Source organism: Aurantimonas sp. Leaf443, assembly GCF_001425575.1.
GTDB lineage: Bacteria > Pseudomonadota > Alphaproteobacteria > Rhizobiales > Rhizobiaceae > Leaf443.
In genome coordinates, this window is record NZ_LMRD01000006.1 from 449,034 (window position 1) to 462,808 (window position 13,775).

A 13,775-nucleotide genomic window follows, 5' to 3' on the forward strand; every position below is an offset into this window, starting at 1 on the left:
GCAGAACCGGCGCGCGAGGCGCCGGGCCGAAGCCTACTGGCAGAACTGACGCGGACCGTTATAGGGCTGGAACGTGCCGGACCGGGCGTCGAACGAGCGGTAGCGGGCCGAGCAGTAATTGTACCATTCGCGGCTCCAGGGCGCCGGGCGCGCCGAGACGTAGCGCGGCGCCGCATGATAGCGGGGAGCGACGCGGTAGTAGGTGGGCGCCGGCGTGTAGTAACGCGGCGCGGCACGATAGTAGCGGGGCGCGGGCTCGTAGTAGCGCGGCTGGCTCGCGATCGCCGCGCCGATGCCCAGGCCGATGACCGCCCCGGCGAGCGCCGCCCCGCCGGACCCGATGCCGTTGTGCCGGCGATGGCTGTAATAGCGCCGACCGCCGTCGTGATAGCCGCGATGGCCGTCCCAACCGCGCCGATCCCAGCGCGGATCGGCCTTGGCCGCCGTGACGCCGACGAGCGGCGTGCCGCTCGGCACGCCGAGCGGCGCCAGCGACACGGCAAGTGCCAGCGCGATCGACTTCACGCCCCAGGACTTCAGGAAAGACATGACGACCTCCAAACTCGTGCGAAAGACTTGTGACGATGTAACGCCGTGGAAGCTGAATGGCTCCTGAACACTGTGGCGATCACGCAAGCGTTGACGGAACCTTCCGCGACGCGGCGTTCGGCGGAGGCCTTGAAGCCTTTTCGCGGGGCGACAGGTGTGGATGACGGACGTTTCGCCGCAGGGTTGGCGGCACGACGGGGGACAAGCGGGCCGTGCACGGGGCATGATGGTGCGCGGGGCGACGGCCCGGAGCGAGGCAGGCAGGGGAGCGAGCGGATGAGCGACACGGCGGCGGGCAGCGGTGCGGCGGCGGGCGAACTGGAGCCGAGTCTCCATCGCGTGATGGGGCCGGGCCTCCTCCTTCTCTTCATCGTGGGCGATATCCTGGGCACGGGCATCTACGCGCTGACCGGCAAGGTCGCCGCGCAGGTCGGGGGCGTCGTCTGGCTGCCCTTCCTGTGCGCCTTCGTCGTCGCCTTGATCACCGCCTTCAGCTATCTCGAACTCGTCACCAAATATCCGAAGGCGGCGGGCGCGGCGCTCTACACGCACAAGGCCTTCGGCGTGCACTTCATCACCTTCCTCGTCGCCTTCGCGGTCATGTGCTCGGGCATCACCTCGGCTTCCACGGCCAGCCGCGCCTTCGCGGCGAATTTCTCGAGCGGCTTCGGCCTCGGGCTCGGCGATCTCGGCGTGACGGTCGTGGCGCTTCTCTTCATGACGCTGGTGGCGGTGGTGAACTTCCGGGGCGTCGGAGAAAGCGTGAAGGCGAACGTCGTCCTCACCTGCGTGGAACTGACCGGCCTCCTCATCATCATCTGCATCGGCCTCTATGCCATCACGGCCGGGCAGGGCGACGTCTCGCGCATCTGGACCTTCGAGCCGGCGGGCGACCGGGGCATGTTCTGGGCCGTGGTGGGCGCGACGACGCTCGCCTTCTTCGCCATGGTCGGCTTCGAGGACTCGGTGAACATGGCCGAGGAGTGCAAGGACCCCTCGCGCATCTTCCCCAAGGTGCTGCTCACGGGCCTCCTCCTCACCGGCGTCATCTACGTGCTGGTCTCGATCTCGGCGATCACGCTCGTGCCGGCGGCCGAACTCGGCGAGGGCGAGACGCCGCTCCTGAAGGTGGTGCAGGCGGGCGCGCCGAACTTCCCGATCGGCATCTTCGGCGTCATCACCATGTTCGCCGTGGCCAATTCCGCGCTCATCAACATGCTGATGGCCAGCCGCCTCGTCTACGGCATGAGCCGCGAGGGCGTGCTTCCCTCGGCGCTGGGACGGGTGCATTCGAACCGCCGCACGCCCTTCGTCGCCATCGGCTTCACGTCGCTCCTGGCGATGGGGCTCATCATCGTCGTCGGCGGCGTCGGCAAGCTGGGCGACACGACGGCGCTCCTGCTTCTGGCGGTCTTCGCCGTCGTCAACGTCGCCGTCCTGGTGCTGCGCAAGGACAAGGTGGCGCACAAGCATTTCCGCACGCCGGCGCCCTTGCCGATCCTCGGCGCGCTGACCTGCCTCTTCCTCGTCGGCCCCTGGACCGGGCGGCCGGGCGAGGTCTACCAGATCGCCGGCATCCTTCTCCTCATCGGCGTGGTGCTCTGGGGCGTGACCTCGCTCCTCATGCGCCGACAGGCGACGCTTCGCGGCCATGAACTCGCCAAGACCCGCGTCGGCCCGGTGAACTGAGAAAGGGCGCGCGTCACGGGGCGGCGCGGGCCGCACCGCTTCCGCCGCGCGCCGCCAGCATGCGCCCGTCGCCGAGATCGACGATGCGCCCGAAGCGAAGGAGGGTCTGAAGGGCGCGCGCCGCCCGCGGGCCGACCCTTCGGCCGGGCGCGAAGGCCTCGGCGATCTCGGCCGGCGTCATGGCACGGCCGGACCCGGCGAGGAGGCGCTCCACCGCGAGCGGCTGATCGATGACGTCCGCGGGAAATACGGGGCGCGGCGGCAGCGCCGGCGGCGGCGGTGGGACCATCGCCGGCGCCTCCTCGCGAAAGCCCGCGCCGCGCTCCAGAAGGGGGCGCTGATAGTCCGGCCGCAGCCAGCGCACGAGGCCCGCCGCCTCCTCGCGGGCGCGCGCGGCGTTGAGCGCGACGAGACGCTCCAGCACTGCCTCCTGGCCGAGCTCGGCCGGCCAGCCATAGGCCTGGAGCGTCGCCCGGTCGATCGCCTCGTGCAGTTCCTGGAGGATGAGGACGAGGCCGCGACGGCGGATGTCGGCCTGTTTCGCCGAGAGGCCGGCGCCCTGACGCATCGCGTCGAGGACGTTGTAGAGTCCGGTCAGCGTGAGATCGGGATTGTCGGCGAGGACGCGCCTGCGGGTTTCGTCCAGTTCCTCGGCCGTCGCCCGAAGCGTCTCGACCGTTCGCCCTTCGAGCGGCGGGAAGGGGAAAGGGTCGAAGATCGCGGGATCGACCTCCGTCCAGCGCACCCGGGCGGCCGCGAGGAGCTCGGCGATTTCCGCGGCCGGCAGGGCGAAGGCGCTCGCCTCGCGGAAGAGATTGCCGTTGAAATGGCGCAGATGGGCGCGGAATCCGGTGAAGAAGCGGTCCTCGCGCCGGGGCGCGTCCATCTTGCGCCAGAGTTCGGTGACGGTCGGTGCGAAGGCCTCCGGCGTCTCCACGCAATCGGCGAGGAGGCGGGAGAAGCTGTCCTTGGGCAGGAGCCCGACATCCTCGGCGAACATCGTGAAGATGCAGCGCACCAGGAATTGCGCCACCTCCGCGGGCGGATGCTCGGCCTCCAGATGCCGGCTGACGACGGCCAGGCGCTCGGCGACGCCGCGCGTCACGCGGGCGGCCTCGCGGGCGGGGTCGAGCGCGTTCGGGTCCGTCCAGACGAGGGCGAGGCGGCGCCGCACGCTTTCCTCGCGCAGCATGTCCAGCGTGATGCGGAAGCCGTTGCGGTCCGGGGACTGCCCGTAGCCGCGACCGGTGCCGGTGAAGTCGGCGTAGAGTTCGATGACGCGGCCGACATCCACGACGAGGAGGAAGGGCGGCGCGGCATGGGAGGGATCGAGCAGGAAGACGTAGCCCTCGGCCTGCCGGCGGGCGTTCTGCATCATCACGTCCCAGTTGCGCGTCGCGCGGCCCGCCCGCCGCGGCGGCGCCTCGCGTTCGGGCAAGGCCTTCTCCCGCCCGGGCAGGCGCGACTGCTTGGCTTCCAGAATGAAACAGTCGCGCTTGTAGAGATCGATCCGGCGCGGCTGGGGCGCCCCCTCGCTCTCGCGCGGGCGCACGGCGCGCTCGAAGACGTAATCGTTGAACCGCGTGTCGGCGCCGGCCGGCTCCGGACGCGCCACGCCGATGACGTCGCACAGCTCGCTGAGGAACATCATGGTGTTCGCTCGCTCGGCGCCGCCCTCGCGGTCCGACCAGCGGGCGATGAATGCTTCGACCTGCACCTGCGCCTTCTCCTCCCGCGATCAAGCCGGAGTGAGAAAAGCAACCCAGGACTGTAGTATCAAGAAAAATGCACGCTTAGGGTGAATGCCTTGATGCCGCATGTGTGCGGTGGTGGCACGCCCGCCGTCGTCCGAAGCGTCCGAGAACACGTTGCGGAATGACGCAGATCGCGAAATTCGTGGCGCGATGGGGGTCGAGCGCGGCGACCGTCGCGCCCCATCCGTTGATCGCCGGCGCAGCCAGGTCGATCGAAGGCGGCTTGTGGCTCGCCGATTATGACGATCCCGTCGAGACCACTTGCGATGCGCCGAGAACGCCGGGCGAACTGCGGGCCGCCGTGCTCACCGAACGCGGGCGAGCGGGCACGGAAATGCATCCTATCGTGGAACGCGCGTCGGCGTATGCGGACGGTTTCCCGAAGGATAAGGTCGAGAACTGGGACAATCTCGTGCGCATTCCGACGTATCGACACCCTGAGGTGAGCGGCTGGTACATGGTCAGACGAGAGCGGTTTGGCGGGCTCTCTGCCCGGCAATATCTCCGCGGCAAGACCTGGGAAGAACGGCATGCCGTCGGGCTGGAAGCGTTAAAAGAGTTTGAGGTTCTCAGATGAAGAGCAGGAAATCTATTGCCGAGATGACGGACGACGAGATCCGCCTCCGCTTCATCGAGATCGGCATCGCCCAGTTCGACGTAGCTTGCGAGCCGGAAGATGCAGATCAGTTCAATCGTTTCTACGCAGAAAACGAGAAGCTCGAGGAGAAATTGCGGTCGAGGCCAGGCGATAGGCGGCCCGTGCTCTTCGATCCGATGAAGCATCCGAACATGCAACTGCGGTTCAATGCCGCGACGGCCCTGTTCGCGCTCTACCCGAAAGAGGCACGCGAAGCGCTTCTCGAGATTCACGAGAAGGCCGACGGACCGATCGCCACCGGTGCGATCGCGCATCTCGACTGGATCGATCAGGGCAAGTTCACGCCGACGTGACGCCGGCGCCGCTCCTTCAACCCGCCTGGATGAAGCTTTCCAGCACGCGCTTCTGGCCGGCCTTGTCGAAATCGACGGTGAGCTTGTTGCCCTCGACCACCGAGACGGTGCCGGGTCCGAACTTCTGGTGGAAGACCCGGTCGCCGACGGCAAAGAGGCTGTCCTGCGCGGTCACGGACTTGGCGACGAGTTCGCCCTCGATCTCGCGCGGGCCGGAGCGCTTGGCGGAGGAGTAGAGGCCGGCGCCGCGCGAGGGCGGCTGATTGGAGCCGCGGCTTTGGGCGGCGGGCGTGAAGGCGGGGTTCGACGGGGACGGACCGCTTTCGGCGAAGCCGCCGAGACCGGCCTCGCGGGCATAGCGGTCGGCCTTGGCCTTCACGCCGTTCTCGCCATAGGCGATCTCGCGGGTGCGCCCGCCCGACCAGCCGTCGCCGCCGACGCCGCCCGAGCGCGGGGCCGCCTCGCCGCGCGCGGCGGCCTGGGCGCGCTTCCAGCCGGGGGTGGAATAGGCGCCGGCGCCGAAGGCGGCCTGGCCGTCCCAGCGGCTGGCGCCGTAGCCGCCGAAGCCCGACGCGCCGTAGCCGCCATAGGAGCTCGTCGGCTCCTTCACGTCGACATGGGCCTCGGGCAGCTCGTCCAGGAAGCGCGAGGGGATGGTGGACTGCCACAATCCGTGGATGCGCCGGTTGGAGACGAACCAGAGCTTCACACGCTTCTTGCCGCGCGTGATCCCGACATAGGCGAGACGGCGCTCCTCCTCCAGTCCCGAACGGCCGCCCTCGTCGAGCGAGCGCTGGTGCGGGAAGAGGCCTTCCTCCCAACCCGGCAGGAACACGGTCTCGAATTCGAGGCCCTTGGCCGAATGCAGGGTCATGATGGAGACGGCGTCGAGATCGGCGTTCTGTTCGGCATCCATCACGAGCGCGATATGCTCGAGGAAGGAGGGCAGGCTCTCGTAGTCCTCCATGGAGCGGATGAGCTCCTTGAGATTGTCGAGCCGGCCCGGGGCTTCGGCCGAACGGTCGTTCTGCCACATCTCGGTGTAGCCGCTCTCTTCCAGGATCGTCTCGGCGAGCTCGGTATGGCTCGTCGCCTCGACCATGCCGGCCCAGCGGCGGAAATTGGCGACGACGGTGCGCAGCGTCGCGCGGGGCTTGGGTTTCAGCTCTTCGGTCTCGACGAGTTCGCCGGCCGCCGCGATCATCGGAATCTGGCGGTCGCGGGCATAGTCGTGGATCTGGCGGATCGTGGCGTCGCCGAGACCGCGTTTCGGAACGTTGACGATGCGCTCGAAGGCGAGGTCGTCGGCCGGCTGCACGGTGGCGCGGAAATAGGCCAGCGCGTCGCGGATCTCCTGGCGCTCGTAGAAGCGCGGGCCGCCGATGACGCGGTAGTTGAGGCCCATCGTGACGAAGCGGTCCTCGAACTCGCGCATCTGGAACGAGGCGCGCACGAGGATCGCCATGTCGTTGAGCCTGTGGGAATGCTTGCGCTGCAGGCGCTCGATCTCCTCGCCGACGGCGCGCGCCTCCTCCTCCGAATCCCAGGCGGCGTAGACCTCCACCTTCTCGTGCTCGGGATCGGCCTGATCGGTGAAGAGCGTCTTGCCGAGCCGGTCCTCGTTATGGGCGATGAGATGGGAGGCCGCGCCGAGAATATGGGCGGTGGAGCGGTAGTTGCGCTCCAGCCGGATCACGGTGGCGCCCGGAAAGTCCTTCTCGAAGCGCAGGATATTGTCGACCTCCGCGCCGCGCCAGCCGTAGATCGACTGGTCGTCGTCGCCGACGCAGCAGAGATTGACGCGTGTCCCGCTCGCGCCGTCGCCGCCGTGCGGCTCGCTCCGCGGGGGCGCGGCATCGGCCGCGACGGCCGGTCGGCCTGCGGATCGCTGCGCCAGCAGACGCAGCCACATATACTGGGCGACGTTCGTGTCCTGGTACTCGTCGACGAGGATGTAGCGGAAGCGGCGATGATATTCGGCGAGGACGTCCGGATGCGTGCGCAGGATCTCGATCGGATGCATGAGCAGATCGCCGAAGTCGCAGGCGTTCAGCGCCAGGAGCCGCTCCTGATAGGCGGCGTAGAGCTTGCGGCCGCGCCCGTCGCCGAAGGCGCGGGCATCGCCCTCGGGAATGGCCTTCGGCCCCAGCGCCTTGTTCTTCCAGCCGTCGATCATCTGGGCGAGCGCGCGCGCCGTCCAGCGCTTGTCGTCGAGGCCCTCGGCCTGGATGATCTGCTTGAGAAGGCGGACCTGGTCGTCCGTGTCGAGGATGGTGAAGGAGGATTTCAGGCCCGCGAGCTCGGCATGCCGGCGCAGCATCTTCACCCCGATCGAGTGGAACGTGCCGAGCCAGGGCATGCCCTCCACCTCGCCGCCGCACAGGAGGCCGATGCGCGTCTTCATCTCGCGCGCGGCCTTGTTGGTGAAGGTGACGGCGAGGATCTGCGAGGGAAAGGCGAGGCCCCGGCCGAGAATATGGGCGATGCGCGTCGTCAGCACCCGCGTCTTGCCGGTGCCGGCGCCGGCAAGGACGAGGACCGGGCCTTCCGTCGTCTCCACCGCCGCGCGCTGCTCGGGATTGAGGCCGGCGAGAAGGTCGGGCGCGCGCGTGCCCCGGGCCGCCATGGCGCGGGCGGCGATGCCGGAGGGGCGGGGGGAGAGGTCGGAGGAGTCGCTCATCGCACCCTATTTAGACCATCGCGCCCAGAACACTAGACGAACATCGCGGCGGGGCGCCGCAGTCGGGCACGCACGTGCGCCGCGTCAGGGCGCCCGCTTCGGCCGCATGGCGATGGCCCGCCCCGCATCCTCGGGGCGCGGCAGGTGGGCGTGTTCCGCCGCGACGGCGGCGAGGCGCCCGGCGATGTCGGGCGGGAAGGGCGCGACCTTCGGGCCGGAGAGATCGACGGAGAGGATGAGCCCTTCCAGCGTCGCCGCGCACCAGCCCTCGGCGTGGAAGAGGCGCTGGAAGACATGGATGCGCCGCTCGTCGAAGGCGATGATCTGGGAGGCGACGCGCACGATGGAGCCCGGCTTCACCTCGCGTCTGTAGACGACATGCGATTCGGCGGCGAAGGTCGTGGCCGAGCTCTCGGCGGCGCGATGCGGGCCGATGCCGAAGCGCTCGAAGAGTTCGTCCACGCCCCGGTCGAAGAGGACGTGGTAATAGGCGAGGTTCAGGTGCCCGTTATGGTCGATCCATTGCGGCTCGATCTCCATCGGGGCGCTGACGAAACCCGAGGTCTCGATCGTGGGCTCGTCCATCGGCATCATCCTCGCCTGTCGCGCCGGGATCGGATACGGGTTTTGAGAAGGGCGTCAACGCCCGATCGGCGGACGGGAGAACGACGATGACGCTGGCCGACATCATGACGGAGCGCCGCGAGACGCGGGCGGGCATTCCCGCCGCTCTCGAGGCGCTGGCGCCGCTCTTCGGCGAAAGGCTGGTGCGCGGCGAGGACGTGCGCCGCGCGCACGCCCATTCCACCACCTACATTCCCAACCAGATGCCGGATGCGGTCGTCTTCGTGCGCAGCGAGGCGGAGGTGCAGGCGGCGGTGCGGATCTGCGCCGAGCATCGCTGCCCGATCGTCGCATTCGGCACCGGCTCCTCGCTGGAGGGCCACGTCAACGCGCCGCTCGGCGGCATCTCGCTCGACCTGTCGCAGATGGACGCGATCCTGGCCGTCAACGCGCAGGATCTCGACTGCCGCGTGCAGCCGGGCGTGACGCGCGAGGCGCTGAACGCCCATCTGCGCGACACCGGCCTGTTCTTCCCCATCGATCCCGGCGCCAACGCCTCGCTCGGCGGCATGGCGGCGACGCGCGCCTCGGGCACCAACGCGGTGCGCTACGGCACGATGCGCGAGAACGTCATCTCGCTCTGCGCGGTGATGGCCGACGGACGGCTGGTGCGCACGGCGCGGCGCGCGCGCAAGAGCGCGGCCGGCTACGACCTGACGCGGCTTCTCGTCGGCTCCGAAGGCACGCTCGGCATCATCACGGAACTGACGCTGAAGCTCTACGGGATCCCCGAGGCCGTCGTCTCGGGCGTCTGCCCGTTCCCGGACGTGAAGAGCGCCTGCGACACGGTGATCGAGACGATCCAGACCGGCATTCCCGTCGCGCGCATCGAGCTTCTCGACACGCTCGCCGTGCAGGCCGCGCGCGCCCATTCGGGCCTCGACCTTCCGGTCTCGCCCTGCCTCTTCGTGGAGTTCCACGGCTCGCCCGCCTCGGTCGCCGAACAGGCGGCGGGCTTCGCCGAGATCGCGGCCGGCAATGGCGGCGGCGCTTTGGAAAGCGCCTCGCTCGCCGAGGAACGCGCGCGCCTGTGGAAGGCGCGGCACAATTTCTACTGGGCCGCGCTCGCCCTGCGGCCCGGCGCGGCGGGCATCGCCACCGACGTCTGCGTGCCCGTGTCGCGGCTGGCCGAATGCATCGAGGAGACGCGGCTCGACATCGAGGCGGCCGGCTTCGTCGCCCCGATCGTCGGCCATGTCGGCGACGGCAACTTCCACGTGACGCTACTCATCGACACCGCCAACGCGGCCGAGATCGATGCGGCCGAGGCCTTCGGCGCGCGGCTGGCGGCCCGGGCGCTCGACATGGACGGCACCTGCACGGGCGAGCACGGGATCGGGCAGGGCAAGCGGGCGTATCTCACCGACGAGATGGGCGAGGGCGTCGCGGTGATGCGGGCGATCAAGCAGGCGCTCGACCCGCTCGCCATCCTCAATCCCGGCAAGATCTTCTGATCGCCGGGGCCGGGCCGCGACGCATGCCGGGGCGAGGTTCGCGCCGCGTTCCGTGCTAGGCTGATCGACAGTGAGAACTGCGCGCAATCCGCGAAGGGGCCGCGCCGCAAGGGAGGATGCGAACTGGTCAGGGCCTTCGTGGGTCTCGGCGGGCTCATCGTGCTGGCGCTGCTGGCCGTGCTCGTCGCGCCGTTCTTCATCGACTGGACGGCCTACCGCGCCGATTTCGAGCGCGAGGCCTCGCGAATCCTCGGGCGCCCGGTCGTCGTGCGCGGCCCGGCCGAGGCCTCGATCTTGCCGTTCCCGTCCGTCACCTTCTCCGACGTCGCGGTGCTCGGCGAGGACGGCGCGCCGCTCCTGTCCGTCGACGGGTTCCGGATGGACGCGGAACTGGCGCCCTACCTCTCCGGCGAGATCCTGATCTACCGCATGGTGCTCGACGCGCCGGACCTGCGCGTGCCCATCGCGACGGGCGGCGCCATCGAATGGCCGGCGCGCGCGCCGCAGCTGCCCGCCGGTGCGAGGGTCGTTCTGGAGCGGGTGGAGGTGAAGGGCGGCACGGTGCGGCTGGAGAACGGGCCGGCCGGTCGCACCGAGACGCTGCGGGACGTCGAGGCCGTGTTCTCCGCCGAATCGCTCGCCGGCCCGATCGCCGGCAGCGGAACGCTCGACCGTAACGGCATGCCGGTGCGCTTCGCGATCAATGCGGGCACGGCCCAGCAAGACGGCCGCCTGCCGCTGAAACTGGTGGTGGAGAGCGAGGGGCTCGACGCCAGCCTGACCGCGGACGGCGCTGCGCGGATCGTCGACGGGCTGCCCCGGCTCGACGGGAGCCTGACGCTGCAACGGCCGATGCGCAAGCCGGCACCGAGCGGCCAGGCCGGCCGGCCGGCGGACATGGCATCGACCACGCCGCCGCTGCGCCTTGCCGCGGCGCTCGCGCTGACGCCGGTGGCGGCAGAGCTGCGCGACCTGCGCCTTGCCGCGGGCGCCGGCCCCCAGCCCTATATCCTCACCGGCGCGGGCGCGCTCGACTACGGCGCCGCGCCGCGCTTCTCGCTGACGCTCGAAGGCGAGCAGGTGGATGTCGACGCGATCGCGCAGCGGCAGGCCGAGGCGGCGGGGCAAGCGGGCGCCGCTGCGCCGAGCTTCGCTGGCCGCGTCGCGGCGCTGCGCGCGCTTCTCGCCGAGGTGCCGCGCCCCGCCCTATCCGGCACGGTGGCCCTCAGCCTTCCCGTCGTCACCGCCGCGGGCACGGTGATCCGCGACGTCTCCTTCGAGGCCAGCCCGACCCAGACGGGCTGGACGGTGCGGGACGCGGTCGCCGAACTGCCCGGACGCACGCGGATCGAGGCGACGGGCGAGGTGACGCTGGAGGGCGAGGGAGGCTTTGCGGGCGACCTCCTCGTCGCCTCGCGCCAGCCGTCCGGCTTCTCCGACTGGCTCTCCGGCGGCGTCGATCCCGCGCTGCGCGGGCTCGGCGGGGCCGGCCTCTCGGCCCGCGTGGCGCTTGGGACCGAGCGGCAGGCCTTCGAGGCCCTGGAAGTGACGATCGGCGCGGGCACGCTGAAGGGCCGGCTGGAGCGCAGCGGCGGCGCGCAGCCGGCGATCGACGCGGACCTCTCGGGCGGCGCGCTCGATCTCGACGCCTTCCTGGCGCTGTCGAAGTTCTTCACGGGCGAAGGCCGGGGCCTGGCCGAAGGCGGCACGGTCGCGCTGCGGCTGGCGGCGGGCCCGGTGACCTATGGCGGCGGCACGGCGGCGCGGATCGACGCGGACCTCAAGGTCGACCCGCGGCGGATCGACGTGCGCCGCTTCGACGTGGCGGGGCTTGCGGGCGCGGATCTCAAGGCGGTCGGCCATCTCGACGAACTGTCGGGCGACGCCAGCGGCACGATGAAGGTCTCGCTGCAGGCCGAAGCGCCGCAGGCCCTGATCGCCTATGCGAACGAGCGCCTGCCCGACCGGCCCATCCTCGCGGCGATGGCGCGCCGGGCGGACGTCCTCGGGCCCCTGACGCTGTCGGGCACGCTCGCCACGCAGGCCGGCGAGCCCGGACGCGCGCCCTCGCTCCTCGTGGACCTGACGGGCACGGCCGCCGGCACCAAGATCGATCTCTCCAGCGCGGTCGAGAACGGCTTCTCGGCCCTCGCGCGGAGCGGGCGGTTCGGGCTGGACGTGCGGCTCGAGAGCGACGCGCCGGCGGTGCTTCTCGGCCAGCTCGGCCTCGAGGCCCTGCCGCTCGATACGCTGCCGACGCCGCTGGAATTCGAGGCGACGCTCTCGGCCGCCGAGACCGGGCCCATCGTGACCGCCGCGAGCCTTCGCGCGCCGGGCAGCGAGCTCATCATGGACGGCATCCTGGAGGCGACGGCGGCCGGGCCGGCGGGCGGCGAGTTCCAGGCCATGCTGCAGAGCGAGGACGTGGCGCCCTTCCTCCTCTCCACGCTCGCCGATATCGGGCTCGGCCCGCTCGACGCGGTGCCGGCGGACCTTTCGGCCGCGCTTCGCTGGAGCGTCGCCGGCTGGACGCTCGACGGAGTGACGGGAACGCTCGGCGACACGCGGGTGAAGGCCAGCGCCACCCTGCCGCCGGCGGGCGCGCTGGAGGGTCGGGCCGAACTCAGCGACCTCTCTCTGCCCTGGCTCGCGCGGCTCTCCTTCGGCGAGGCGCCGGGCGAGGGGGCGGACGGCACGCTGTGGCCGAAGACCGCCTTTCCCGCCAACCGACTGCCGGACCGCCCGTTCGAGATCGACCTCTCGGCGCAGACGCTCGCTCTGCACGGCGGGTCGGCGCTGACGGATGTGCGCGCGACGCTGCGCGGCGGCGGCGGGCTCGTCGCCATCGAGGACGTCTCGGCCCGCTATCTCGGCGGCACGCTGGCCGGTTCGCTCGCCCTGCGCAATGCCGGCGGCATCGGCAGCGCGGCTCTGCGCGCGCGCTTCGATTCGCTCGCGCCCGGGGCGATCTGGCCGGCGCTCGACGCGTCGGGCGGCAAGGCGAGCCTCAGCGGCACGATCTCGCTCGACGGCTCGGCGCAGTCCTATGCCGGGCTCGTCTCCGGACTGACGGGGGCGGGCAGCGCGCGCCTCTCCGGCGCGCATGTGCCGGGCGTGGCACCGGACGCCTTCGCCCGGGCGCTGGTCGTGGCGGACCGGCCGGATTTCCGCCTGGACACGGATGCGGGCGCCGCCGCCATCGCCGCGCTCGCCGACGGGTCCGGCCTTGCCCTCGACGGCGAGAAATCGAGCGCCTTCACGGTGACGGGCGGGCGCATGAGCTTCGTGCCGGTGACGGAAGAGAACGGGCCGAGCCGCCTGACGCTCTCGGGCGACATCGATCTTGCCGCGGCCACCGTCTCCGGCTCCGCCGCGCTCGCCTTCGATGCGGGGCCCGAGGCGATCGAAGGCACCGCGCCGGGCATCGACTACGCGGTCTCCGGGCCGCTGTCGGCCCCCGTTCTTTCGGCCGACCCGCAGCCGCTCGTCGCCTATCTCTCGGCGCGCGCGCTCGAACGCGAGGAGGCGCGGGTGGAGGCGCTGCAGGAAAGCCTGCAGGAAAAGCTGCGCCTTCGCCGCGAGAACCGCCTCTATCGCTGGCGCGTGGCCGAGACCGAGCGGGCAAGAGCGGCGCGCGTGGCCGCCGAGGAGGCGGAGCGGGCGCGGCTGGCGGCCGAGCAGGCGGCCGCCCGGAAGGCCGCGGCGGACGCCGCCGCGCGGCTCGAGGCCGAGCGGCAGGCTGCGGCGGAACGGGCGGCGCTCGCCGAACGCGAGGCGGCCGAACGGGCCCGCCAGGCGAGCGAACGGCGGCGGGCGGCGGAAGCGGCCGCCGCCGCCGAGCGCCTGCGCGCCACCGCGCCCCGCATTTCCGAGCCCTCGCCGCAAAGCCCGGCTTCGCCGGCCGGCCCGCTCGATTTCGAGCCGCCCGCGGGCACGCCCGGCAGCCAGCCCCCGGAGACCTTTCCGAGCCTGCCCGGCGTCGAGAACCCGCTCGAATTCTGACGCCGCCGCCGTCCTGGCCGGGTGCCTCGGCACCCGCCCGCACGGGGGTTGGAAGGACGGGCGGCCTGCGCC

General features: G+C 71.1%; 9 protein-coding genes. 5 read left to right on the forward strand and 4 right to left on the reverse strand.

Translation table 11 applies throughout. The annotated features are described in order from the left end of the window. Window positions 1–33 precede the first annotated feature (33 nt). Complete coding sequence (locus ASG48_RS06770; protein WP_082529329.1) at window positions 34–549, reverse strand: BA14K family protein; 516 nt, start codon at window positions 547–549, stop codon at window positions 34–36. Window positions 550–825: 276 nt separating this feature from the next. Here ASG48_RS06770 and ASG48_RS06775 point away from each other — a divergent pair, with 276 nt between their 5' ends. Beyond that, on the forward strand, window positions 826–2,238 hold the full coding sequence (locus ASG48_RS06775; RefSeq protein WP_055847046.1) for an APC family permease: 1,413 nt from the start codon (window positions 826–828) through the stop codon (window positions 2,236–2,238). Between the two features lie 13 nt (window positions 2,239–2,251). Here the strand turns inward: ASG48_RS06775 and ASG48_RS06780 are convergent, their stop codons facing one another. Then, window positions 2,252–3,955 carry a type IIL restriction-modification enzyme MmeI gene (locus ASG48_RS06780; RefSeq protein WP_055847048.1) on the reverse strand — a complete coding sequence of 568 codons (1,704 nt, stop codon included), beginning with the start codon at window positions 3,953–3,955 and terminating at the stop codon, window positions 2,252–2,254. Window positions 3,956–4,113: 158 nt separating this feature from the next. On the opposite strand from ASG48_RS06780, the gene ASG48_RS06785 reads away from it, so the two are divergent. Together ASG48_RS06785 and ASG48_RS06790 are read left to right on the forward strand one after the other, a co-directional pair. Then, a complete protein-coding gene (locus tag ASG48_RS06785) occupies window positions 4,114–4,569 on the forward strand; it encodes a hypothetical protein (protein ID WP_055847051.1) in 456 nt (151 codons plus the stop codon). 23 nt (window positions 4,570–4,592) lie between these two features. Next, on the forward strand, window positions 4,593–4,943 hold the full coding sequence (locus ASG48_RS06790) for a DUF2019 domain-containing protein (RefSeq protein ID WP_055847054.1): 351 nt from the start codon (window positions 4,593–4,595) through the stop codon (window positions 4,941–4,943). Between the two features lie 16 nt (window positions 4,944–4,959). On the opposite strand, the gene ASG48_RS06795 is transcribed toward ASG48_RS06790, so the two are convergent. Next, complete coding sequence (locus tag ASG48_RS06795) at window positions 4,960–7,623, reverse strand: UvrD-helicase domain-containing protein (RefSeq protein ID WP_055847056.1); 2,664 nt, start codon at window positions 7,621–7,623, stop codon at window positions 4,960–4,962. 84 nt (window positions 7,624–7,707) lie between these two features. Next, window positions 7,708–8,208 (reverse strand): thioesterase family protein, encoded by a 501-nt coding sequence (locus ASG48_RS06800; RefSeq protein WP_244486792.1) that lies wholly within the window; start codon window positions 8,206–8,208, stop codon window positions 7,708–7,710. Between the two features lie 86 nt (window positions 8,209–8,294). Between ASG48_RS06800 and ASG48_RS06805 the strand changes: the two genes are divergently transcribed. Both ASG48_RS06805 and ASG48_RS06810 read left to right on the forward strand, forming a co-directional pair. Continuing rightward, window positions 8,295–9,701 (forward strand): FAD-linked oxidase C-terminal domain-containing protein, encoded by a 1,407-nt coding sequence (locus ASG48_RS06805; RefSeq protein ID WP_055847063.1) that lies wholly within the window; start codon window positions 8,295–8,297, stop codon window positions 9,699–9,701. A 138-nt stretch (window positions 9,702–9,839) separates the two neighbouring features. Beyond that, entirely contained in the window at window positions 9,840–13,703 is a 3,864-nt protein-coding gene (locus ASG48_RS06810) for an AsmA-like C-terminal region-containing protein (RefSeq protein ID WP_055847066.1), read from the forward strand. The last annotated feature ends 72 nt before the right edge of the window (window positions 13,704–13,775 follow it).

Coding starts and splice junctions, on each gene's coding strand:
- ASG48_RS06795 (WP_055847056.1), bottom strand. CDS start 7,623: ATGAGCGACTCCTCCGACCTCTCCCCCCGCCCCTCCGGCATCGCCGCC.
- ASG48_RS06785 (WP_055847051.1), top strand. CDS start 4,114: ATGACGCAGATCGCGAAATTCGTGGCGCGATGGGGGTCGAGCGCGGCG.
- ASG48_RS06775 (WP_055847046.1), top strand. CDS start 826: ATGAGCGACACGGCGGCGGGCAGCGGTGCGGCGGCGGGCGAACTGGAG.
- ASG48_RS06800 (WP_244486792.1), bottom strand. CDS start 8,208: ATGGACGAGCCCACGATCGAGACCTCGGGTTTCGTCAGCGCCCCGATG.
- ASG48_RS06770 (WP_082529329.1), bottom strand. CDS start 549: ATGTCTTTCCTGAAGTCCTGGGGCGTGAAGTCGATCGCGCTGGCACTT.
- ASG48_RS06790 (WP_055847054.1), top strand. CDS start 4,593: ATGACGGACGACGAGATCCGCCTCCGCTTCATCGAGATCGGCATCGCC.
- ASG48_RS06805 (WP_055847063.1), top strand. CDS start 8,295: ATGACGCTGGCCGACATCATGACGGAGCGCCGCGAGACGCGGGCGGGC.